This is a genomic window from Mycobacterium xenopi (assembly GCF_009936235.1).
In the GTDB taxonomy this organism is placed as follows: Bacteria; Actinomycetota; Actinomycetes; order Mycobacteriales; family Mycobacteriaceae; genus Mycobacterium; species Mycobacterium xenopi.
In genome coordinates this window covers 1,214,271-1,236,968 of the sequence record NZ_AP022314.1, presented here as the reverse complement: position 1 = coordinate 1,236,968, position 22,698 = coordinate 1,214,271, and the positions used below count along the sequence as shown (strand labels likewise).

Below are 22,698 nucleotides of genomic sequence, written 5' to 3'. Positions count from 1 at the left end.
ATGACGGAACTCCCCGATTGGGCTCGCCCACTGGACTTGGCACCCAACCCCGAGGGTGGCTGGTTTAAACCGATGTGGCGCAGCGATGTGACGGTCAGCCAGTCCGCGTTGCCGCCGGACTACACAGGCCCGCGCAGCGCCGCAACGTCGATTCTGCTGCTACTGATGCCCGGCCAGCAGTCGGCTTGGCACACCGTGCGCAGCGCCGAGCTGTGGCTGCACCACCGGGGTAGCCCTCTACTGCTCGATATTGGCGCCGAACGCCGCAGCGCCACAACGCATGTGCTCGGAAGTGACATTCTGGCCGGTGAGCGACCGCAGGTGCTGGTGCCGCCCCGCCACTGGCAGCGGGCACGCCCGCGCGACGACGAACCGAGCCTGGTCAGCTGCGTGGTGGTGCCCGGTTTCGACTACGCCGACTTCGCGCTCGGCGCCAGCGATTAGCGCCGCAACGACGATAGGTTGAACACCGCGCCAGTGGGATCTGCCGCTGACGCCAACCGACCATACGGGGTGTCTTCGGCCGCTCGCAGCACCGCGCCGCCATTGTCGGTGATCGTTTGCAGCGTCTTGTCGACGTCCTCGGCGCCGAAGAAGATGCTCCAGGTCGACGGGCCGTCGTCAGGGAGCAACCCAGAACCGTCCATCACGCCGAGCAGCTGCTCGTCGCCGAACCAGGCTGTGGTGTAGCGGAATTCGTCGCTGTCGGAGATATGCTCGGTCCGCCACCCGAACACCTCGCGGTAGAAGGCGACCGCCGCGGGGTAGTCGCGGGTGGTCAGCTGGTGCCAGACCGGGGCGCCAGCTTCACCAATCACTTCGAAACCATGGTGATCCAACGGCTGCCAGCAACCAAAAGGCGCCCCGGACGGGTCGGTGGCCAGGCTCATGAAGCCTTTCGCCGGTACCTCCATCGGCGCAATGCACGACAAACCTCCCGCCGCAGTCAGCGTCGACACAGTGGCGTTGATGTCGTCGGTGTGGAAAAAGATGGTCCAGCGGTCCGGGGCTTGCCACTCCGGATTGTTGGCCATCAGACCGGCCACAGGGTGGCCATCCTTGGCGGCATTGATGTATCCGCCGTATTCGGGTCCGGCGGCTTCGAACGTCCAGCCGAAGACTATCCCGTAGAAGTCTCGGGCACGGTCGACGTCAGACGACGTCAAGTCAATCCAGGTGGGAGCGCCCACGGGGGCGCGGTAACGAACGGGCACGATGACCTCCTCGATAGGTGGGCCCGGCATCCGGGTCATCGGTACCGACTGCCACCAGGGCGGGAAATCATCGCGGGCCGTCAGGCGTCGGCGAACACCTTGACGAATCTTTGCAGCGACTCGCGGATATCGCTCTTGAGAGCGCCGGCAACCAGCATGCCGATTGGCCCGAACAGGGCCGGACCGCCAAGGTGAACGTCGAAGCTGACAACCGAACCGTTGCCCTGGGGCTTGACCTTGGCGAGCAGCTTGACCTTGACACCGCCCACACCGTCACCGTTGAGGGTCATCGCTTCGGGCGGCTTGAAGTGAACGATCGTCCACTTGATCCGGTTGGGCATACCTTTGACCTCGACGATCGATTCGACCACGGTGCCCTTGTCCAGCTTTTCGGGCAGCTTGCTGCGCCATACCCGGTGAATGGTCAGCCATTCCTTGTAACGCGACAGGTCAGCGGCGTGCGACCAGGCCTCCTCGGGCGGCAACGGCACGTCGATTGATCCAGAGAGTTTGGCCATGGTCAGTTCTGCTGCTTACGCTGGTCGACGGCTTTCTTGGCCGCCTCCTGCACCTTGTCGATGATGTCGGCGTTCTTAGCCAGCAGGTCTTTTGCCTTGTCCGGGAAACCCATGCGCTGTCCTTTCCGTTGCCGACCCTACCGCTCGGGCATTGTGGTCGATCGCAGCGGCCAGCGACAAATCGCCGGGCGCGGCGCATCACTCGGCCGCACTCACCATGTCGTGTGATGAAGCTCGAATCTCGTTGAGTCGCAGCTAAAACGGTGGTGGGTCGTCGTCGTTGTTGTCGGGTGGGGGCAAATTGAAGTAGCTGAGGCGTTCTTCTCGGCGGGCGAGGCGCGCTTCCCGGTTGCGGCGGCGTTCAGCGGCGATGCGCTGTGCCCGGTCTTGGGCGCGGGTGCGCCGACGTTTGGGCATCATCGCGGCGCGGTCGCCGCAGTGGTGCTGGGGTGGGTTGGCTGGCGGGGCGGCCATTTCGCCGGTGGGTTGGCACAGGGCCGGGAACAGCAGCGCGCTGCCTGGGGTGGTGACATAGGTGTGCCCGGTCGGGGCGGTCAAGATCAGGGTGCCGTCGGGCAACTGTTTTTCGCGCCAGCCCCAAAAGGTTTTCACCAAATGATGGGTGCGGCAATAGGCTTTGAGGTTCGACGCGTGGGTGGGCCCGCCCTGCGCATACGGAATCGTGTGATCGAGGTCGCATTCGAACGCGGGCTTGTCGCAGCCGGGCCAGCGGCACGTCAAATCCCGGCAGCGCACAAAATCGGCCAGCGCCTTCGACGGGGTGTATCCCGGCTCGGGCGGAGCATCCCCGGGATGCACCAGCGGCACCAGCGTGGCTGACCGCGCCAGGTCTTCGACCAGTTCGGGTGGGATGAGGCCATCAGCCTCAACTAACGAGGCTGGCGCACAGCCGCTGCCGACGATGCCAGCCCGCTCCGCGATCACATGAACGACGACGGACGGAGCCGCCCGCCCCGCGTCGGCCGCACAATCGGGCCGTCCACAGCGGCACCCCAACCGATCGACCCCGGCCGCCAACGCCCCCAGCGCGTCAGCACGGCGTTGCTGGCGGCTACGTGGGTCATGCTCACAGACCGTGGCCGCCAACACATCTAACCGCTTATCCAGCGCGTGCGCGTCGGTGGTGAACAGCCTGCCATGGATTTCCGATATCCCACCCTCGGCCAAATCACCGATCCAAACCTCCCGGTCGTTTTGGTGCTGCGTGCGTCGGCGCACCGCATCGGCGTCGGCGGCCGCGACGATCTTGTCGATCATCGCGGCCAGCCGGGCCCGGGTCAGCGACGGCCAGCGCGGCACCGCCATGGCCAGCTTGGCATCGACGGCGGCTAGCACGTCGGGGTCAGTGATCAGCTCGGTGCGAAACACGATCGTCTGAAACAGCCGATAGTCGATGTCGCCGGCTGTGAACACCGCGCCGGTTTTGGGAAGCCGCTCGCGCATGGCCCGGGCATAGCGCAGCCGGCTCGACGCGAGTCCTTGGCTGATCCGCAGCGCGGCGGCCACCTCGGCGGCCACCGCCTCCTCGGTGTCGATCGCCCACCGCTCGGTTTCGGCACACCGCGACAACCGATAGCCGAACAGCTGCCCGATCGCACTCAGCTGCGCGGCCGCCGCCCGATTCTCCGCCCGCCAAGCCGCCCGGATCTGATCCACCAGCGCCGCCGATTGCGGGGTGGTCGAGGGATGACGCCGCTCCCACATCTCATCGAAGCGGGCGATCACCGCCAACCGCGCCTCGTCATCGAACATGTGTACGAGTATGCCACGGTCCTACGACAAGATGACCGCCGCGTTGCCTCATCGAAAATGCGCGCGTATGCCCAGTGGCACAGCGCAGAGCAATCACCGAGGCGGCGGTGATAAGGCAAACAGGGCCGGCGGCAAGCCAAGCGGCTCAGGGACGCCACCACGGAAAAAGTTCACAGGGTTCCTCGGCGTCCACACGCTCACCCGGCCTGGGCACCGCAACCCGCACTTGCCCGGCGTCGGCGGCTGCCAGTAGCCGTTCGATAGGTTCGGCCCACGGATGCGGCGCGAGCCGGAACGTACACCAGTGGATCGGCACGAGAAGCCCAGAGCCCGAAGCCGTGACGTCCAAGTGCGCCTGGACCGCTTCCTCCGGATTCATGTGGATATCCGGCCACGCCTTGTTGTAGGCGCCGACCGGCATCAGCGTCACGTCAAACGGCCCATAGTCGGCGCCGACCTCGGCGAAGGTTTTCGTGTAGCCGGTGTCGCCGGCAAAGTATGCGCGGCGGTTGGGCCCGATCACCACCCATGACGCCCACAGGGTGTTGTTGCGGCTCAGGAAGCGACCCGAAAAGTGCCGCGCCGGCGTGCAAATCAGGGTGAGCTCGTCCAGCTGGGTGCGTTCGAACCAATCCAGTTCGATGATCCGTTCGTCCGGGATGCCCCAGGCGCGCAGGTGAGCGCCCACACCCAGCGGCACCACAAAGGGGGCCCATTGGCTGTGGGCCAGCGCGATGACGGTGTCGATGTCGAGATGGTCGTAATGGTCATGGCTGATGACCACGGCGTCGACGGCGGGCAGAGCATCCACCTGCATCGGCGGCGGATGCAGCCGGTCGGGTCCGATCACGTCGGATGGCGAACAGCGGTGACTCCACACCGGATCGGTCAGCACCCGGTAACCGTCGATCTCCAGCAGCGCGGTGGCGTGGCCGAACCAGGTGACCGCCACCCGGCCCGGGCCACTGTCGATGACTCCCGGCCGGGCCAATGGGATCGGCACCGGCGGACGGGTGGCGGCGAGTCCGCCAATAATCTCCCGCAGGATGAGCTGCTGCTGCTCGCGGTCCAGGCTGAACAGCGATGCCGGGTCAATGTTGACAAACGCGCCGTCGCGAAAGTGCGGCGAACGCTCGGCCACCTTGCGGATTGCGGAAGGCTCTGCGCCGAGCGCGGCCGGGGCGCCGTGCAGTGCCCGCAGCACCCACCCGCCGGCCGCCAGCGTGGCGGTGCCCACCACCAGCCGCAGTGGTCCGCGCAGCATGACGGTCAGGCCCCCCGGAACTTCGGTGGTCGCTTCTGCATGCGAGCAACCTGGGCCTCGATCGCATCCTGACTGGCCCACGCCTTGTCGAACAGTTCCTTGTGGATTGGCGCCGGATCTTCGATGGCGCCGTCGTCGTTGAGCACTCGCTTGGCGTGCTGCAGGGCCAACGGCGCCAGGCCGGCGATTTCTGCCGCCCAGGCCTGCGCGTCGGCCACCGTGCCGATCCGATTGGCCATGCCGGTGGCCAGTGCCTCCTCGGCCCCGAGCTTTTCTGCGGCGAGCAACATGGCCCGCGCTCGGCCGTGGCCGACCAGCGAACACAACCGCCGGATGCTCCAGTTGTCAAGTGCCAGACCGTATTTCGATGTAGGGAATTGGAAGAAGGCGTCCGGGGCCACTACCCGCAGATCGCATTGCATCGCCAGTTGCAGCCCAGCGCCGATGGCGGGGCCGTTGATCGCGCCGATCACCGGCATCGGCGCCGCGTCCAGGGCTTTATGCAGGGCGATGAGCCGGTCGGGATAATCCGCGGCGAACGCATCTCCGCTCAGGTCGGCGCCTGCGCAGAACACACTGCCCTGACCGGTCAGCACGATGGCGCGCACGTTCTCAGCGGTGGCTTTCTCGACGGCTTCGCGCAACTCCTCGACCAGCTCGGAATTCAGCGCGTTTCGCCGCTCGGCGCGCTGCAGCTCGATGGTGGTGACGGCTTCGACGCGAGTGACACCGATCAACATGCGCGCCAGCCTAACCGGCAGTAGGCGACCCGGGTGTGCCCGCGTCAGGTTGCGACGTCGGGGTGCCAAGCCGCAAGAATCTAGGGGTGCCAAGCCAAGACTTCATTGCGCCGACGGTGCGGACGCGTGACCGGGCCGCGCTGCAGGCCGTGAATTTCTTCATGGCCGACATGGAGGCCGGGATGGGCCCCTTCCTGGGCGTGCTGTTGGCCAGCCGGGGCTGGAACACCGGCGCCATCGGCACGGTCATCACCCTGGGCGCCATCGTCGGCATGCTGACCGTCGCACCAGCTGGGGCGTTGGTCGATGCCACTACCCGCAAGCGTGCCTGCGTCATCGTGGTCGGCCTAGCCGCCGTCGCGGCCTCGGCGGTGATTTTGACCACCCGGCACTTCTGGGTCGTCGCCGCAGCGCAGTCGGTCATGTGTATCTCGGGAGCGACGATCGCCCCGGCGGTCATCGGCATCACGCTCGGCGTCGTCGGCCAAGCCGGATTCACCAGCCAAAACGGTCGCAACCAGGCCTATAACCATGCCGGCAATATGGCCGGTGCCGCGATCTCGGGACTGCTCGGCTGGATATTCGGCTACGCCGGCGTGTTCTGGCTGGCCGCGGGCTTCGCGGTGGTCACGATCGGCGCAACCCTGGCGATTCCGGCTGGCCGCATCAACCACCACATAGCCCGCGGCGAAGCGCTGACCGGCGACCAGGCCCCGGTCAAGAAGCTGCGGGTGCTCATCGAATGCCGGCCACTGCTGGCGCTGGCCGCTGCGGTGACGCTGTTCCACTTGGGAAACGCCGCGATGCTGCCGCTCTACGGGCTGGCTGTGGTCGCCACCCACGCCAACCCGTTTACCACGGTCGCCAGCACCGTCGTCGTCGCCCAGGCGGTCATGATCCCCGCCTCGTTGCTGGCGATGCGGATCGCGCAAACCCGCGGCTACTGGCTGGCGATCCTCATCGCCTTCAGCGCCCTGCCCATCCGCGGGCTGATCGCGGCCAACGTCATCACCACCTGGGGTGTCATTCCCGTCCAGGTACTCGACGGCATGGGCGCGGGCATGCTGTCGGTGGCGGTGCCAGGGCTGGTGGCCAGACTGCTCGACGGCACCGGGCACATCAACGTCGGCCAGGGCGCGATCATGGCCGCCCAAGGCCTCGGCGGCGCACTCAGCCCGGTGCTCGGCGGCTATGTCGCCCAAATATTCGGATTCCCAACAGCTTTCGCTCTGCTCGGCACGCTATCGGTGGGCTCACTGATCATCTGGCTCACGTTTGGTCCGATGCTGCGCCGCGCGGGCAACCACCTGCCCGCGGTATCGGCACCCGCCGAGGTGAGCTGAGCGGGGTCTCACTCGTCGGACGTCACCAACTCCCAGTCCGGCGGCAAACCGTGCGTCGTAGCCTTGCGGCCTTGGGCTTCCACGTTCACGGTGACGCGGCCAAGCACCAGATCCGTCAGCGCGACCCTGCCCCACGCCGCCGGCAACTGCGGCCGCACGGTCAACCGGCGCCGCGGAACGTCGGGCTCCAGTCCCAGAAACGACCTCACCAGCAGCAGCGGCGCCGCGCTGGCCCACGCTTGCGGCGAGCACGACGTCGGGTAGGGAACCGGCACACCGAACTGGTCGCGCGGAAACCCGCAGTACAACTCCGGCAGCCGCGCACCGAACAACTCGGCCGCATCGAGCAACCCGGTGGCCAACCGTTCAGCCAGCGCCACCGCCCCCGGGATATGCCGATACCGCAGCAACCCTGCGACCGCGATCGCGGTGTCATGCGGCCACACCGAGCCGTTGTGGTAGCTCATCGGGTTGTAGGCGCCCATCGTTGTGGCCAACGTGCGCAGCCCGAACCCGCTGTCCATCTCGGGACCCGACAGCCGTTCGATGAGGAGGGCGACGTGTTCGTCGGCGGCAATCCCGGTCCACAAGCAGTGACCGACGTTGCTCGTCAACGCGTCGACCGGACGCTTGTCCTTGCCCAATCCGATTGCGTACCAGCCCTGCTCCGGCAGCCAGAAGGCGTCGAGGAACTTCGCTCGCAAGGTGTCGGCACGCTCGCGCAGCCGGTGTGCAGCGCCCGCATCCCCGAAGCCCTCGGCGAGTTCGGCGCGCATCAGCAGCGCGGCGTACTGGTAGCCCTGGACTTCGCACAGCGCGATCGGCGGCTCAGCCGACCGGCCGGACGCGTCGTTGATGCCGTCGAAGCTGTCCTTCCAGCCCTGGTTGATCAGCCCGAGGTCGGTGGCGCGACGGTATTCGATGAAGCCGTCGCCGTCGCGGTCGCCATAGTGCTCCGCCCACGCCAGCGCCGCGTCGGCAGCCGGCAGCAGTGACCGCACGATCGCCGGCTCGGCGCCCCAGCGCCAGCATTCGCCCAGCAGCATCACAAACAACGGGGTGGCGTCGATCGAGCCGTAATACACGCTGCCGCCGAGCACATCCTCGCTGGCCGGACCGCGCCGGACCTCGTGCAGGATGCGACCGGGCTGTTCCTCGGTCACGGGGTCCTCGCGGCGGCCCTGGGCGCGCGCCAGCCGGCGCAAGGTGCCCAGCGACAGGTCGACGTCCAGCGGCAGCGCCATCCAGGCGGTGAGCAGACTGTCACGACCGAACAGCGTCATGAACCAGGGCGCCCCCGCCGCCACGTATGGCCGCTCGCTGGCGGCGTCGTGGATCAGCAGCGCACCGAGGTCACTTTCGGTGCGCCGCAACACTTGTGCGAGCACCGGATGGTCGGTTTCGACCTTCGTCGCAGTGTCACGCCAGGCCTCCAGCTTGCGCGCGGGTGCGCTGGCCTCCAGATTCTCGCCGCGGCGCAGCCGGGGGCTGAGCTTGCGGTCTGCCTCCGTCGGCTCGGCGATCAGCTCGATTTGACGCTGTTCGCCCGACGGTACGACGATCCGCCACGCCAGCGAACCGGGCAGCACGATCGGGTCGCCCGTAGCGGTTACGGTCAGTCCTCGTACCGGGTCGGCACGGTCGCTGAGCACCAATTCGTTGTCCGTCACGGTCATGTCCGCCGAACCGATGGATGAGCGGCCTTCTTTCACCGCGAACAGATCGGCGAAGTCGGCATCGACGACCAATTGCAGTGACACAACGGTGGTTTCGGAATCCAGGTTGTGCAAGGAGATGGTTTCCCGCATCCCGTCGGCGATCAACCGCTCCCGCACGATCAGCAGGGTGCTGTCGGTCCTTCCCGCTCTGGGCGCTCGGCGCAAAAGAAACTGCGCCGCAAATGCTTCCGGCGTGTGCACAGCCAGCGGTTCGGCAGTCTGACCGTGCAAGCGCAGCTCCCACCTGGACAGCACCCGGGCATCGCGGAAGAACAACCCGTGTGGTCGGCCGGGCAGTACGTCGCCGTGCTGATCGGACAAGCAGAAGGTGGAGCCCTCAACCAGCGTTATGGTGTCACCACCCGAGCCGATGCGCGTTGGCTCGCCGACGTTGAAGGCTCCTGGGACGCTCATGCACTGACTTTCTCGTCAGGTTCAAGATAGCGGACGGCCTCTATGACGTCCGTCTCATTGTGAATTGCATGACGCCGCAGCACCTTTCGATAGACCTGCTCGTAGCCGCAGCCGAGCGCGGACACGTCGAAGTGGGCCGCGACATGGCGCCGGCAGGCGGCTGGATCGAGTGTTCCGACGTGGCGAATGGCGGTCGCGAGTTCTTCAGGGCGGTCGCACACGAAACCCGTCACACCGTCGACGACCACCTCCGGCACCGCGCCTCCGCGCAATGCGACGACCGGCGTGCCGCACGCCATCGCCTCGATCATCACGATCCCGAACGGTTCCTCCCATTGGATGGGGAACAGCAGGCAACGCGCACCGCCGAGCAGCTTGCGCTTGCTGACCGCGTCGGCCTCACCGAACACGTGGTCGGTGTCGGTGAGCAGCGGCCGCACGCACTCTTCGAAGTAGACCTTTTCCGACGGCTCGCTGCACTTGCCGGCGAGCACCAGTGGAATGCCAGCCTCGTGCGCGGCCTGCACGGCCAGATGCGCGCCCTTGTAGGGCGCATACCGCCCGAGGAACAGCGCATAGTCGCCTTTCCTGGCCTGGAACGGCCAGTCCTTGATGCGCAGCGCATTGTGCACGCGCCCAACCCAATTCAGGTCGGGAGCCAGTTGCCGTTGTCGGTCGCTGATGGCCACCAACCCCACATCATCGCCCAGCTCGCGGTAGTAGGGGTAGAGGTCTTCGTCGATCGGGCCGTGCACGGTTGCCACCGTCGGCAGCCCGAGCGCCTGATATGACGGCGCGTTGAGCGGCCCGGCGAAGGTGTGGTCGTGCACAATGTCGACCCCGTCGACCGCGGCTATCCGGGTTATGGCGCTCCGCACCTTCAGCGCGTGCATCACCTCGGGGTAGGGCTCCCCGAGCCGCTCGGGCACGGTGCGATCCCACAGTGGGATGAACTTCGCCGCAGTGTGCGAATCCCCGGCGCCCAGCACGGTGACATGGTGGCCGCGGGCCACGAGCGTGTCGGCGAGATCGGCGACGACCGCTTCCACCCCGCCGTAGCCCTTCGGCGGGATATCGAAATACGGCGGGGCGGCCAACACGATCCGCATCGGACGCCGCAGGTCCGTTGCCCCCGGTCCGACCGTAGCTTCGACGACGAAGTCGCTGCCGCGCATCGATTTCCCTCCCTTCGACCTCCGCCACACGCGTTAGCACTCTCATTCGTCGAGTGCTAATTATGGTCGCCGGGCCCGCTCTCGCCAAGTAGCCGTGGTGTCGCACACCAAATCCCACTGGCTACCCTCAAACGGTGCGCCGCACGGGAATCGACGAGCTGCGCGAGGCGGTGCTTGACGACGGCTCGTTCGTCAGCTGGGACACCACGCCACCCGCGGTGCCGGCCTCAGAGTCCTATGCCCGGGAGCTGGCCGCCGCCCGGGCTGCCACCGGTGTGGACGAAGCGGTGCTGACCGGGGAGGGACGGGTTTTCGGGCGCCGGGTCGCGGTGGTGGTGTGCGAATTCGGCTTCCTCGGCGGCTCGATCGGCGTGGCAGCGGCAGAGCGAATCACCGCGGCGATGCAGCGGGCAACCGCAGAACGGCTGCCGCTGCTGGCGTCGCCCAGTTCCGGCGGTACCCGCATGCAGGAGGGCACCGTCGCGTTCCTGCAAATGGTCAAGATCGCCGCCGCCGTCACCCTGCACAAGCGGGCCCACCTGCCCTACCTGGTGTATTTGCGCCACCCGACCACCGGCGGTGTGTTCGCGTCGTGGGGTTCGCTGGGGCACATCACCATCGCCGAGCCCGGCGCGCTGATCGGGTTTTTGGGCCCGCGGGTGTACGAGCAGCTCTACGGCGAACCGTTTCCCGCCGGCATTCAGGTCGCGGAGAACCTGCAGCGGCACGGGGTGATCGACGGTGTCGTGCCGCTCGAAGAGCTGCGCGACACGCTGGATCGCGCGTTGAAGGTGCTCGCCGACGCTCCCGAGCCACCACCGCCGTCGCCGCCCGCCGAGCCGATACCCGATGTCCCGGCCTGGGATTCGGTGGTGGCGTCGCGGCGACCGGACCGCCCGGGAGTGCGGCATCTGCTGCGGCACGGCTGCACCGAGCAGGTGCTGTTGTCCGGGCTGCAATTCGGCGCAGATCAGGGCGAGGCGGCGACTACCCTCCTCGCGCTTGCCCGGTTCGCCGGCCAACCCGCCGTCGTGCTCGGCCAGCAGCGCATCGTCGGGGGCATCGTCGGTCCGGCCGCATTGCGTGAAGCCCGCCGCGGCATGGCGTTGGCCGCCGAACTGCGTTTGCCGTTGGTGCTGGTCATCGACACCGCGGGCCCCGCGTTGTCGGCCGAAGCCGAGCAGGGTGGGTTGGCCGGCGAGATTGCCCGCTGCCTGGCCGACCTCGTCACGCTGGACACACCGACGGTGTCGGTGCTGCTGGGCCAGGGCAGCGGCGGGCGGCACTGGCGATGGTGCCCGCCGACCGGGTGCTGGCCGCACTGCACGGCTGGCTGGCGCCGCTGCCGCCGGAGGGTGCCAGCGCGATCGTCTTCCGCGATACCGCACACGCCGCGGAACTGGCTGCGGCACAAGGGATCCGGTCGGCCGACCTGCTCGCGTCGGGCATCGTCGATCGGATCGTCGTCGAGCACCCCGATGCCGCCGACGAGCCGATCGAATTCTCCAAACGGCTTGCCGGCGCCATCGCCGCCGAAGTGCATGCGCTGCGCGCTGTGCCCGACGCCGAGCGCATGAGGACCCGGCTGCAACGCTACCGCCGGATCGGGTTGCGCTGACCGTCGGCGGCGCACAGCTCGGCGTCCCACCGGCGGGCGGCTCCTTCAGGCAAGATAGGCGGCATGGACACTGGTGTGACCTCACCCCGCGTGCTGGTTGTCGACGACGACTCTGACGTGCTGGCTTCGCTGGAACGCGGACTGCGGCTCTCCGGATTCGAGGTGTCGACCGCGGCCGACGGCGCCGAGGCGTTGCGCAGTGCCACCGAAACCCGACCCGATGCGATCGTGCTGGATATCAACATGCCCGTGCTGGACGGGGTCAGCGTGGTCACCGCGCTGCGCGCCATGGACAACGACGTGCCGGTGTGCGTGCTGAGCGCGCGCAGCTCGGTCGACGACCGGGTGGCCGGGCTGGAAGCCGGCGCCGACGACTACCTGGTCAAGCCGTTTGTGCTGGCCGAACTCGTCGCGCGGGTGCGTGCACTGTTGCGCCGGCGCGGCTCCACCGCGACGTCGTCGTCGGAAACCATCACGGTGGGCCCGCTGGAGGTCGACATCCCGGGCCGGCGCGCGCGGGTCAACGGGATCGACGTGGACCTCACCAAGCGGGAGTTCGACCTGCTCGCGGTGCTGGCCGAGCACAAGACCGCGGTGCTGTCGCGCGCCCAGCTGCTGGAACTGGTGTGGGGCTACGATTTCGCCGCCGACACCAACGTCGTGGACGTGTTCATCGGCTACCTGCGGCGCAAGCTGGAAGCGGGCGGTGCACCCCGGCTGCTGCATACTGTTCGTGGGGTCGGATTCGTGCTGCGCATGCAGTGACGGGAAAAGACCCATGCAGCCATGAACTTACTATCCCGAATCCTGACCCGTACGCCCTCGCTGCGCGCACGGGTCGTGGTCGCGACGGCCATCGGCGCGGCCATCCCCGTGCTGATCGTCGGCACCATCGTCTGGTTCGGGATTACCAAGGACCGTCAGTACTGGCTGGACCGCCGCCTCGACGAAGCGGCTGGTTTCGCGATTCCGTTCCTGCCACGTGGCCTCGATCAGATCCCGCGCTCACCCAGCGACGCCGACGCCATCATCACGGTCCGCCGCGGTGACACGGTCACGTCGAACTCGAGCATCACGCTGCCCAAGCTCGACCAGGACTACGCCGACACCTACATTAACGGAAAACGCTACCGGGTGCGGACGGTGGACATCCCCGCACCGCAACCGATGTCGGTGGAAGTCGGAGCCACCTACGACGAAACCATCGCCGACACCAATGCCCAGCACCGCCGGGTGGTGCTCGTCTGTGCGTTCGCCATCGCCGCGTCGGCGATATTCGCTTGGCTGCTGGCGACATTCGCGGTGCGACCGTTCAAACGGCTGGCCCAGCAGACCCGTTCCATCGATGCCGGCGACGAGGCGCCGCAGGTTCAGGTGCGCGGCGCCACTGAGGCCGTCGAAATCGCCGAGGCAATGCGGGGGATGCTGCAGCGCATCTGGGACGAGCAGAACCGCACGAAGGAGGCGCTCGCCTCGGCCCGCGACTTCGCGTCGGTGTCGGCGCACGAGCTGCGCACTCCGCTGACGGCAATGCGGACCAACCTCGAGGTGCTGGCCACCCTGGACCTGCCCGACGACCAACGCAAAGAAGTCCTCAACGACGTGATCCGCACCCAGTCACGCATCGAGGCCACGCTGAGCGCGCTCGAACGGCTGGCGCAGGGCGAGTTGTCCACCCGGGAAGACCATGTGCCGGTCGACATCACCGAGTTGCTCGACCGTGCCGCGCACGATGCCATGCGGGTCTACCCGAATCTCGACGTTTCGCTGGTACCCTCGCCGACCTGCATCATCGTGGGACTGCCAGCCGGGTTGCGGTTGGCCGTCGACAACGCGATCGCCAACGCGGTCAAACACGGCGGCGCCACCCGGGTTCAGCTGTCGGCGGTCAGCTCGCGAGAAGGCGTGGAAATCGCGATCGACGACAACGGCACGGGAGTGCCCGAGGAAGAGCGCCAAGTGGTGTTCGAGCGGTTTTCTCGCGGGTCGACGGCCTCGCATTCGGGGTCGGGACTGGGGCTGGCGCTGGTGGCCCAGCAGGCCCAATTACACGGCGGCACAGCATCGTTGGAAAACAGCCCGCTGGGCGGGGCGCGGCTGCTGCTACGCCTGCCCCCACCCAGCTAAGCCCGGGCTTCCGCGCCGAGTGTGCAGCTTTTCCACGCAATTCGCCGAAGTTTCCGACCACAACCTGCACAGTCGGCGACGTAACGGCCGGGCCCTACGGCCTACGTCTCCTTGTCCTGTGGCGGTTGTGTCTCCTCCCCGCCGGCAGCACCGCCCACCGGTATTTCGCGTCTGACGCGCCGAACCGTCATCGCGAACGTCAGCACCACACCCAAGACGAACGCCAGCGCCAGCAGCCACCAGTTCACGTCGTCCATCACCGTGCACCTGTCTCACGTGAGCCCGGCATGTCCGCGATGGCTTGTTCTTCGCTGGTGCGCCTGATCGCGATGACCGTGATCACCCACGCAACCGCCGATCCCGCCACGAAAGCCAGCAGATACCACATCCATTGGATCACGAAATCCATCTCGGATTCTCCTTAGCTGACCACGATTTCGACGCGGCGATTCCGGGCACGCCCCTCCGGAGTGTCGTTGCCGGCGACCGGGTTGGCCGCGCCCATTCCCTTGGCCGTAATGCGGTCGCCTGTCACACCTTTGGCGATCAGGAAGTCGGCGACCGAATTCGCCCTGTTGTCGCTGAGCGAAACATTGACAGCGTCGTCGCCGGTGTTGTCGCTGTAGCCGTTGACGGTGATGTGCGCGCCAGGGCAGCTTTTCAGCTTGTCCGCGACTTGAGTCAGCTTTTGCTCGTCGTCAGGTGTGAGTGTAAAGCTGTTGGTAGGAAAGGTGATTGGCGTGGGCAGCACGCGGTTGACGGCTTGTTGCAAGTCGGCACACGCAGCGGTCGGCGCAACCGGGCCGCTGACTTCCATCTTGTCCACGATGTTCAGATTCGGCCAGGCATCCTCAGCTGCCTGCTCGACGGCGTCGCCCTGGTCGTTCGTGGCAGCGGTCCCCGCCAACGTGATGGTGTCGCCGTCGACGGTAAGTTGGAAATCCCTGATCGACGCGGCGGCGCTGAAAACCGGTCCGGCGTCGGAGCAATCGAGCGCGTTGACGTTGGGGTTGATCGTGATTTTGTCGACGACGTTGACGTCGGGACCGACCGAGCTCTTGACCGCTTCCAGTAGTGCGCTCTTGGCCATGTCATCGGGGAACTCCCCACGCAGCGTTATATCGTTGCCCTTACGGACAACTGAGAGCGGTGCCAGCGAAATAACCGGTACCCGTGGGGGTTTAGGCACAGGTCTGGCAACACTGGTATGGGTTTCGCCCGGAACCTTAGCGACCGGACCGGCGGCCTGCGAACGCGACCGCTCGGCCAGCCCGTAGCCGATCACTGTCAGCAACAGCGGAATAATCACCACGGCGATCAGCCACGCAATGCCGAGGGGGCATCGATAGAACTTCGCGGCTCGCCGCCATTGGGTGTTTGCGGGTGCTTCGCCGGAACCCGCCATCTGCCCTCCCATACCAATGGTGTTCGCAAGCGATAGGAAGCCTAGCTAGGCCACCGAACCACTGCCCGGTACTCCGCAGCACCGCGCTTGCCTCAGGCACACTGGAGAGGTGGCAGAGGAGAGAAAACCCACCGACCAAGACACCCTGGCGCGAATCCGCGACTTGGTTGCCGAGGAGAAGGCGCTGCGCGATCGGCAGCGTCGGGCGCTGCGCGAGACCGGTGCTGACCCCCGAGACGCCAGCGTGCGCCCGCCGGACCAGGTCGAGGGCTACCTCAGCTAGCCGATGGCCTCGGCCAGCTCGACGCGCGATTTCGATGCGATCGTGGTGGGTGGCGGGCACAACGGGTTGGTAGCGGCCGCGTATCTGGCCCGCGCCGGCTTGCGAGTGCGGCTGCTCGAGCGGCTCGACCATGTCGGTGGGGCCGCGGTCTCGGCCCAAGTCTTCGACGGCGTCGACACACAACTGTCGCAATATGCGTATCTGGTCAGCTTGTTACCGCCGCGCGTCGTCGACGACTTGGGCGCGCCGGTTCGGTTGGCACGGCGGCGGTATGCGTCGTATACCCCCGACCCCGCTACGGCCGGTCGCCGGGGTCTGCTTGTCGGAGCCCAGAACACCTTCGCCGCGATCGGAGCCGCCGATGACGAGCCAGGGTTCATAGCGTTTTACCGGCGCTGCCGACTGGTGACTGAGCGGCTGTGGCCGACGTTGCTCGAGCCGCTGCGCACCCGTACCCAGATGCACCGGCACGTCCTTGACGGCAACAGGCCCGAGGCCGACGCGGCATGGCGAGCGATCACAGAAGAACCCATCGGGCACGCCATCGCCGCCGCGGTGGGCAACGACCTCGTCCGCGGCGTGATCGCCACCGACGCGCTGATCGGCACCTTCGCCGGCGTCAACGACCCGTCGCTGCGCCAAAACATCTGCCTGCTGTATCACCTGCTCGGCGGAGGCACCGGGCACTGGGATGTCCCGGTCGGCGGCATGGGTTCGGTGACGGCGGCCCTGGCCGCCGCGGCCACCAGCCACGGCGCCGAAATAGTAACTGGTGCAGATGTTTACGCGGTCGACCCCGAAGGCGAGGTGTGGTACCGCTGTGGCGGCGAAGAATGCCGCATCCGGGGCCGAGTCATCCTGGCCGGCGTCACCCCGGTGGTGCTGGCCGACCTGCTGGGCCAGCCCCGGCCGCCACTGGCCGAGGGCTGCCAGGTCAAGGTGAACATGGTGGTGCGGCGGCTGCCTCGCTTGCGCGACGACGGGGTGACAGCTGAGCAGGCCTTCGGCGGAACCTTCCACGTCAACGAAACATGGACCCAGTTGGACGCGGCCTACTCGCGGGCGGCCAGCGGAGGATTGCCCGAGCCCTTGCCCTGCGAAGTGTATTGCCATTCACTGACCGATCCGAGCGTGCTGTCCGCCGCGTTACGCGACTCCGGCGCGGCGACCCTTACGGTGTTCGGCCTGCATACACCGCACACATTGCGTGCTGACCGCAGCCCCGGCGTGGCCCGCGATCAGCTCACCGAAGCGGTCCTCACCTCGCTGAATTCTGTTCTGGCCGAACCGATTCAAGATGTGCTGATGATCGACGCCCACGGCCGGCCCTGCATCGAGACGAAGACCACGCTAGACCTGGAGCGAACGCTGGCGATGAGCGGCGGCAACATCTTTCACGGTGCCCTGTCCTGGCCGTTCGCCGACGACGACGAATCGCTGGATACGCCGGCGCGCCAGTGGGGGGTGGCCACCGACTACGAGCGAATCATCGTGTGCGGCTCGGCGGCCCGGCGTGGGGGCGCGGTGTCGGGCATCGGCGGTCACAACGCCGCGATGGCGGTGCTGGCGTCCAACTGACTAGCGCGCGTCGATCGCGACATAGTCACGCTCGCCATGCCCGACATAGATCTGGCGCGGACGGCCGATCTTGCTCTCACCCTCGTCGTGCATCTCACGCCAGTGCGCGATCCAGCCGGGCAGCCGTCCCAGCGCGAACAACACCGTGAACATCCGGGTGGGGAACCCGATGGCCCGGTAGATCAGGCCGGTGTAGAAGTCGACGTTGGGATAGAGCTTGCGTTCGACGAAGTAGTCGTCGGTGAGCGCGGCTTCCTCGAGCGCCTTGGCGATCTCCAGCAGATCGTCGTCGGCACCGACCTTGCCGAGAATCTTGTCGGCCTGCTCTTTGACGATCCGGGCCCGCGGGTCGTAATTCTTGTAGACGCGGTGCCCGAAGCCCATCAGCTTGACCCCGGCTTCACGATTTTTCACCTTGCGGACGAAGTCGTGCACGTCGCCGCCCTCTTGGCGGATCTTCTCCAGCATCTCCAGCACCGCCTGGTTGGCCCCGCCGTGCAGCGGTCCCCACAGCGCGTTGATGCCGCCGGAGATGGACGTGAACAGGTTGGCCTGGGACGAGCCGACCAGCCGGACGGTCGACGTCGAGCAGTTCTGCTCGTGGTCGGCGTGCAAGATGAACAGCATGTCCAGCGCGCGGACCACTTCCGGGTCGACCTCGTAGGGCTCGGCGGGCAGCCCGAACGTCATCCGCAGGAAGTTCTCCACCAGGGTGTGTGAGTTATCCGGGTAAAGGAACGGCTGCCCGACCGACTTCTTGTAGGCGTAGGCCGCGATCGTGGGCAGCTTGGCCAGCAGGCGGATCGTGGATAGCTCGACCTGATCGCTGTCCATCGGGTCCAGCGAGTCCTGGTAGTACGCCGAGAGTGCGTTGACTGCGCTCGACAACACGGGCATGGGATGCGCATTGCGGGGAAAGCCGTCGAAGAACCGTTTCAGGTCCTCATGCAACATGGTGTGCCGCTGAATCTGGTGGGTGAACGCGGCCAGTTGTTCCTTGGTCGGCAGCTCACCGTAGATCAGCAGATAGCTGACCTCGATGAACGTCGACTTCTCGGCGAGCTGCTCGATCGGGTAGCCGCGGTAGCGCAGGATGCCGGCGTCTCCGTCGATGAAGGTGATGGCGCTCTTGGTGGACGCGGTGTTCGCGTAGCCGGTGTCGAACGTCGTGTATCCGGTCTTGGCCAGCAGCGAGCCGAGTGCGATGCCGTCGGCTCCTTCCGTGGCATGCACGATTTCCAAATCCAACTCGCCGCCCGGGTAGCGGAGAGTGGCGACGTCGTCGGTTGCGGCCACAAGAACCCCTTTGCGCTAATCAGCAGTGACAACGCTGGCCTTACCAGGCGTGTATAGCTCAAGGTAGTCGCTATCTTCTCGGCGCGCCTGCGGGGGGCCACCCAAGGCGACCAACCTGCCTCGCTCGCGGCGCGCACCGCCCCGGGGTCAGGGCTGCAGGCGCTCGACCCGGCCGCCGATGACGCGAATCCGGTTGTGGAGCCGGTTTTCCCGGCCTTGCCAGAACTCGACCACCTCGGGTGCGATGCGATACCCGCCCCAGTTCGGCGGGACCGGGATGCGCTCGACGTCGGCAAAACGCGCGCTCACCTCGGCGAGTCGAGCCAGCAATGCCGCCCGGGAGGCGATCGGGTGAGACTGCTGCGACGCCCACGCACCCAGCTGCGAGCCGCGTGGCCGCTTGGACCAGTAGTCCTCGGTGACCCGCGGATCGACCTTGGTCACCGGGCCGCGGATGTGGAATTGCCGACCCAGCTGGTACCAGGGAAAGGTCGCCGACGCGTACGGGGTGGCCGCGAGCTCGGCACCCTTGGCGGAGTCGTAGTTGGTGAAGAAGGTGATCCCGCCCTCATCGACGTCTTTGCACAGCACCGAGCGGGTGACCGGCCGCCCGGCGTCCACAGTGGCCAATACCATGGCGTTAGGCTCGGCGATCCCGGCGCGTTCGGCGTCACCGATCCACTTGCGGAACAACGCAACCCACCCGTCGTCGAGCCAATCCGCGTCGAGGTCGGGGCATCCGTCTTTTTCGGCGCTGTACTCAACCCGCATCGCCGCCAAGTGTTCGCTGTCAGGACCTGCCATCGCGCCCACGCTACTCCCGCTCCTCCTTACCGACCGGTAGCGGCGGTGGTTGGGCGGAATGAGAGAATCGGCGCCATGACTGTGGTCCCGGAGAATTTCGTCGCCGGCCTCGACGGTGTGGTCGCGTTCACCACCGAGATCGCCGAACCGGACAAGGACGGGGGCGCGCTGCGCTATCGCGGCGTCGACATCGAGGACCTGGTGAGCCGGCAGGTCACCTTCGGCGATGTCTGGGCACTACTGGTGGACGGCAAATTCGGCCATGGCCTGCCGCCGGCCGAACCGTTCCCCCTGCCGATCCACAGCGGCGATGTGCGGGTCGATGTGCAGGCGGGGTTGGCGATGTTGGCGCCCATTTGGGGATACCAGCCGCTGCTCGACATCGACGACATCACCGCGCGAGAGCAGCTGGCCCGCGCCTCGGTGATGGCGCTGTCCTATGTCGCCCAGTCGGCGCGCGGCATCTACCAGCCCGCAGTTCCGCAACGAATCATCGACGAATGTCCCACGATCACAGCACGTTTCATGACGCGTTGGCAAGGCGAGCCCGACCCGCGCCACATCGAGGCCGTCGACGCCTACTGGGTATCAGCCGCCGAGCATGGCATGAACGCGTCGACGTTCACCGCACGGGTGATCGCATCCACCGGCGCAGACGTGGCCGCCGCGCTGTCTGGGGCGATCGGGGCGATGAGCGGCCCGCTGCATGGCGGTGCACCGGCCCGGGTGCTGCCCATGCTCGAAGAAGTCGAGCGCACCGGCGATGCCCGCGGTCTGGTCAAAGGAATCCTGGATCGCGGCGAGAAACTGATGGGGTTCGGGCACCGGGTCTATCGCGCGGAGGATCCCCGAGCGCGGGTCTTGCGGGCGACCGCCAAGCGGCTGGGCGCTCCGCGCTACGAGGTGGCGTTGGCCGTCGAGCAGGCGGCATTGGCCGAGCTGCGTGAGCGCCGCCCGGACCGCGCGATCGAAACCAACGTCGAGTTCTGGGCAGCGGTGGTCCTCGATTTCGCCCGAGTGCCGGCCAAAATGATGCCGGCGATGTTCACCTGTGGCCGGACCGCCGGTTGGTGTGCCCACATTCTCGAGCAGAAGCAACTGGGCAAGCTGGTGCGGCCGTCGGCGATCTACGTGGGCCCCGGACCGCGTAGCCCGGAGTCGGTCGAAGGCTGGGACCAGATTCAGAAAGGTTGAGGCCACACGCTGCGATGAGTTTGCGTCGGTGGCCGGGTCGGTACTGGTGAGCCCGTCCGGGCCGCGAGAAACCTGACCGTAGGAGGCCATCATGGCGATCACCGTCGAACCCGCACTGTCACCGCATCTCGTCGTCGACGACGCCGCCGCGGCGATCGACTTTTACGTCAAGGCTTTCGACGCCGTAGAGCTGGGCCGGGTGCCTGGCCCCGACGGCAAGCTGATCCACGCCGCGCTGCGCATCAACGGCTTCACGGTGATGCTCAACGACGACTTCCCCGAGACCTGCGGTGGCAAGTCGATGACACCGAAGTCACTGGGCGGAACCCCGGTCACCATTCATTTGACCGTCACCGACGTCGACGCCAAGTTCCAGCGTGCGCTCGACGCCGGCGCCACCGTGGTGGCGCCGTTGGACGACCAGTTCTGGGGGACCGCTACGGCGTGGTCGCCGACCCGTTCGGTCACCACTGGTCGCTGGGACAGCCGGTGCGTGAGGTCAGCATGGAGGAGATCGCCGCAGCGATGGGCCAAGCGGCGCGTTAAGCCAATTCGCGCAGCCGGTTGACCAGCCGCTGCCGCAGCGGCGGCGCGGGCGCAAGCGCCGCGGCTGCCAGCATGTCGGTGATCGAGGTGAACTTGATGCGGGGACGTCCGTCGGCGGTGCCGCGGGAGATCTCGGCGGCGTCGATGGCCTGCCATCCGGCGGCGTCCACGAGATCGGGCTGACGTTCCCGCACGAGTTTGTCCAATGCCGACGGTCTGCTGATCGGCTCGGCGAGCAAGCCGGCGTTGAAGTCGTCGACGAGCTGCTGTACGGTTTGCTGCGCGCAGGACTTGTTGGTGCCGATGAACCCGGTCGGCCCGCGCTTGATCCACCCCGCGACGTAGGCGCCGGGCACCGGTCGGCCTGATGTCGGGTCGACGACCCGGCCCCTGTCGTTGGGGACGACACCGGCGTCTTCGTCGAACGGCAGATCGCGAATCGGCTTGCCCCGATAGCCGATTGAGGTCAATACCAGGCCGGCCTCGAGTGCGCACACCCGGTCGGTGTCCGTGACGCAGAACTCGACGCCGCTGGCGCGCTGGCGGCCGAGCACCCGCCGGGGTGTGAGTCGGTAGGCCAACCGGATTCGTGGCCGCGACGACGGCGACGAGCTGTCGCCGAGTTTGCTCAGTATTTCCAACTTCTGCCGGGTCAAGGTCTTCGCGGCGGCGGCCAGATCGCGCTGCACCAGCTCGTGGTCTTGCGCGTCCAGCACGATGTCGGCCGTCGCGGTCAACCCGATCAGCTCGGGCAGCGTGAACGCGGACTGCGCCGGTCCGCGCCGGGCCGCGATGACCACCTCGTGGACCCGCGACCGCCGCAGCGCTTTGAGCGCGTGATCGGCAATGTCGGTCTGAGCCAACTTGTCCGGATCGGCGGTGAGCACGCGGGCGACATCTAATGCGACGTTGCCATTCCCGATGATCACGACACGCTCGTGGCTGAGATCCATGGGCAGATCGGCGAATTCGGGATGGCCGTTGTACCAGGCCACCACCTCGGTGGCGGTGCCCGTGCCGGGCAAGCCCATGCCTTCGAGGCCGAGCCGGCGGTCGTTGGGTGCGCCGCTGGCGTAGATGACGGCGTGGTGGTGGGCGAGCAGCTCGGCGTGGCTCAGATGCTTGCCGACTTCGACGTTGAGGTAGAAGCGAAAACCTCGGCGCCTAGCGATCCGGTCGAATAGCGCGGTGACCCGCTTGGTGCTCTGGTGATCGGGCGCCACCCCGGCGCGCACCAACCCGTAAGGGGTGGGCAGCTTCTCGAAGACGTTGACCCGCACCCCGTGCTGGGTGAGCAGTTCGTCGGCGGCGTACATCGCGGCCGGGCCTGATCCGACAATGGCCACGCTCAGCGCACCGCGGCGCGGTTGCGGGGCGGGGATCACCGGGGCCAGCTTCGATGTGGGGGGCAGCTTCTGCCCGGCGGGCCGCTCGGGGTAATAGGACGCGTTGATTTCGGCGAACGCCCGCTGGTCGTCCGTCAACCGGGTATCGGGCGCGATGGCCCCGACCGGGCACGCACTCACGCAGGCACCACAGTCGACACAGGCGACCGGGTCGATGTAGAGCATCTCGGAAGTGGCAAACCCGGGCTCGTCCGGTGTGGGATGGATGCAGTTCACCGGACAGGCGTAAACGCAGGACCCGTCGCTACAGCACGACTGGGTGATGACGTGCGGCATAACGGC

At 67.0% G+C, this 22,698-nt stretch carries 20 protein-coding genes and 2 pseudogenes; 9 read left to right on the top strand and 13 right to left on the bottom strand.

Annotated elements, in window-relative coordinates; all coding sequences use genetic code 11:
* Positions 1-444 carry a cupin domain-containing protein gene (locus tag MYXE_RS05765; RefSeq protein ID WP_039891167.1) on the top strand — a complete coding sequence of 148 codons (444 nt, stop codon included), beginning with the start codon at positions 1-3 and terminating at the stop codon, positions 442-444.
* Here the strand turns inward: MYXE_RS05765 and MYXE_RS05760 are convergent.
* From MYXE_RS05760 to MYXE_RS05740, 5 genes are all read right to left on the bottom strand, one after another.
* Entirely contained in the window at positions 441-1,214 is a 774-nt protein-coding gene (locus MYXE_RS05760) for a VOC family protein (protein WP_003922777.1), read from the bottom strand. The two genes, MYXE_RS05765 and MYXE_RS05760, sit on opposite strands and share 4 nt — an antisense overlap.
* An 80-nt stretch (positions 1,215-1,294) precedes the next feature.
* The gene (locus MYXE_RS05755; protein ID WP_003922776.1) at positions 1,295-1,732 is read right to left on the bottom strand and encodes a type II toxin-antitoxin system Rv0910 family toxin; all 438 of its coding nucleotides are present in this window, start codon (positions 1,730-1,732) and stop codon (positions 1,295-1,297) included.
* Positions 1,733-1,987: 255 nt separating this feature from the next.
* Positions 1,988-3,505, bottom strand: a complete 1,518-nt coding sequence (locus tag MYXE_RS05750; protein ID WP_085194634.1) for an HNH endonuclease signature motif containing protein — start codon at positions 3,503-3,505, stop codon at positions 1,988-1,990.
* A 145-nt stretch (positions 3,506-3,650) separates the two neighbouring features.
* Complete coding sequence (locus MYXE_RS05745) at positions 3,651-4,769, bottom strand: MBL fold metallo-hydrolase (RefSeq protein ID WP_112649970.1); 1,119 nt, start codon at positions 4,767-4,769, stop codon at positions 3,651-3,653.
* 5 nt (positions 4,770-4,774) lie between these two features.
* Entirely contained in the window at positions 4,775-5,506 is a 732-nt protein-coding gene (locus MYXE_RS05740; RefSeq protein WP_003922774.1) for an enoyl-CoA hydratase, read from the bottom strand.
* A gap of 89 nt (positions 5,507-5,595) precedes the next feature.
* Between MYXE_RS05740 and MYXE_RS05735 the strand changes: the two genes are divergently transcribed.
* Positions 5,596-6,852, top strand: a complete 1,257-nt coding sequence (locus MYXE_RS05735; RefSeq protein ID WP_172442150.1) for an MFS transporter — start codon at positions 5,596-5,598, stop codon at positions 6,850-6,852.
* Positions 6,853-6,860: 8 nt separating this feature from the next.
* Here the strand turns inward: MYXE_RS05735 and MYXE_RS05730 are convergent, their stop codons facing one another.
* Positions 6,861-8,984: an amylo-alpha-1,6-glucosidase gene (locus MYXE_RS05730; RefSeq protein ID WP_085194636.1), complete on the bottom strand. Its 2,124-nt coding sequence runs from the start codon at positions 8,982-8,984 to the stop codon at positions 6,861-6,863.
* Complete coding sequence (locus MYXE_RS05725; RefSeq protein WP_085194638.1) at positions 8,981-10,159, bottom strand: glycosyltransferase family 4 protein; 1,179 nt, start codon at positions 10,157-10,159, stop codon at positions 8,981-8,983. Before MYXE_RS05725 ends, MYXE_RS05730 begins: the two co-directional genes overlap by 4 nt.
* A 218-nt stretch (positions 10,160-10,377) precedes the next feature.
* On the opposite strand from MYXE_RS05725, the pseudogene MYXE_RS05720 reads away from it, so the two are divergent.
* The 3 genes and pseudogenes from MYXE_RS05720 (at position 10,378) to MYXE_RS05710 (ending at position 13,904) form a co-directional block, all read left to right on the top strand.
* Positions 10,378-11,777 (top strand): annotated as a pseudogene (locus tag MYXE_RS05720) (carboxyl transferase domain-containing protein).
* Between the two features lie 54 nt (positions 11,778-11,831).
* Complete coding sequence (prrA, locus tag MYXE_RS05715; RefSeq protein WP_086009237.1) at positions 11,832-12,542, top strand: two-component system response regulator PrrA; 711 nt, start codon at positions 11,832-11,834, stop codon at positions 12,540-12,542.
* Between the two features lie 21 nt (positions 12,543-12,563).
* Positions 12,564-13,904: a sensor histidine kinase gene (locus MYXE_RS05710; RefSeq protein WP_003922768.1), complete on the top strand. Its 1,341-nt coding sequence runs from the start codon at positions 12,564-12,566 to the stop codon at positions 13,902-13,904.
* 101 nt (positions 13,905-14,005) lie between these two features.
* On the opposite strand, the gene arfC is transcribed toward MYXE_RS05710, so the two are convergent.
* Genes arfC through arfA form a run of 3 tightly spaced genes read right to left on the bottom strand, consistent with a single transcriptional unit; the run spans position 14,006 to position 15,309 of the window.
* Positions 14,006-14,161, bottom strand: a complete 156-nt coding sequence (gene arfC / locus MYXE_RS05705) for a channel accessory protein ArfC (protein WP_161552051.1) — start codon at positions 14,159-14,161, stop codon at positions 14,006-14,008.
* A complete protein-coding gene (gene arfB / locus MYXE_RS23750; RefSeq protein ID WP_003922767.1) occupies positions 14,161-14,313 on the bottom strand; it encodes a channel accessory protein ArfB in 153 nt (50 codons plus the stop codon). Before arfB ends, arfC begins: the two co-directional genes overlap by 1 nt.
* Positions 14,314-14,325: 12 nt before the next feature.
* Positions 14,326-15,309 carry a channel-forming protein ArfA/OmpATb gene (gene arfA, locus MYXE_RS05700; RefSeq protein WP_085194642.1) on the bottom strand — a complete coding sequence of 328 codons (984 nt, stop codon included), beginning with the start codon at positions 15,307-15,309 and terminating at the stop codon, positions 14,326-14,328.
* 109 nt (positions 15,310-15,418) lie between these two features.
* Between arfA and MYXE_RS05695 the strand changes: the two genes are divergently transcribed.
* Both MYXE_RS05695 and MYXE_RS05690 read left to right on the top strand, forming a co-directional pair.
* Positions 15,419-15,592, top strand: coding sequence for a DUF2630 family protein (locus MYXE_RS05695; RefSeq protein WP_003922765.1), 174 nt, complete (start codon positions 15,419-15,421; stop codon positions 15,590-15,592).
* 3 nt (positions 15,593-15,595) lie between these two features.
* Entirely contained in the window at positions 15,596-17,170 is a 1,575-nt protein-coding gene (locus MYXE_RS05690) for a phytoene desaturase family protein (RefSeq protein ID WP_085194644.1), read from the top strand.
* Here the strand turns inward: MYXE_RS05690 and MYXE_RS05685 are convergent, their stop codons facing one another.
* Both MYXE_RS05685 and pdxH read right to left on the bottom strand, forming a co-directional pair.
* Complete coding sequence (locus MYXE_RS05685) at positions 17,171-18,466, bottom strand: citrate synthase (RefSeq protein WP_085194646.1); 1,296 nt, start codon at positions 18,464-18,466, stop codon at positions 17,171-17,173. It lies immediately after the preceding gene.
* A gap of 147 nt (positions 18,467-18,613) precedes the next feature.
* Positions 18,614-19,270 (bottom strand): pyridoxamine 5'-phosphate oxidase, encoded by a 657-nt coding sequence (gene pdxH / locus MYXE_RS05680; RefSeq protein WP_003922762.1) that lies wholly within the window; start codon positions 19,268-19,270, stop codon positions 18,614-18,616.
* 75 nt (positions 19,271-19,345) lie between these two features.
* On the opposite strand from pdxH, the gene MYXE_RS05675 reads away from it, so the two are divergent.
* Positions 19,346-20,464, top strand: a complete 1,119-nt coding sequence (locus tag MYXE_RS05675; protein ID WP_085194648.1) for a citrate synthase 2 — start codon at positions 19,346-19,348, stop codon at positions 20,462-20,464.
* 91 nt (positions 20,465-20,555) lie between these two features.
* A pseudogene (locus MYXE_RS05670) lies at positions 20,556-21,010 on the top strand (VOC family protein).
* On the opposite strand, the gene MYXE_RS05665 reads toward MYXE_RS05670, so the two are convergent.
* On the bottom strand, positions 21,007-22,692 hold the full coding sequence (locus MYXE_RS05665; RefSeq protein WP_085194650.1) for an FAD-dependent oxidoreductase: 1,686 nt from the start codon (positions 22,690-22,692) through the stop codon (positions 21,007-21,009). The pseudogene MYXE_RS05670 and the gene MYXE_RS05665 overlap by 4 nt on opposite strands.
* Positions 22,693-22,698 lie beyond the last annotated feature (6 nt).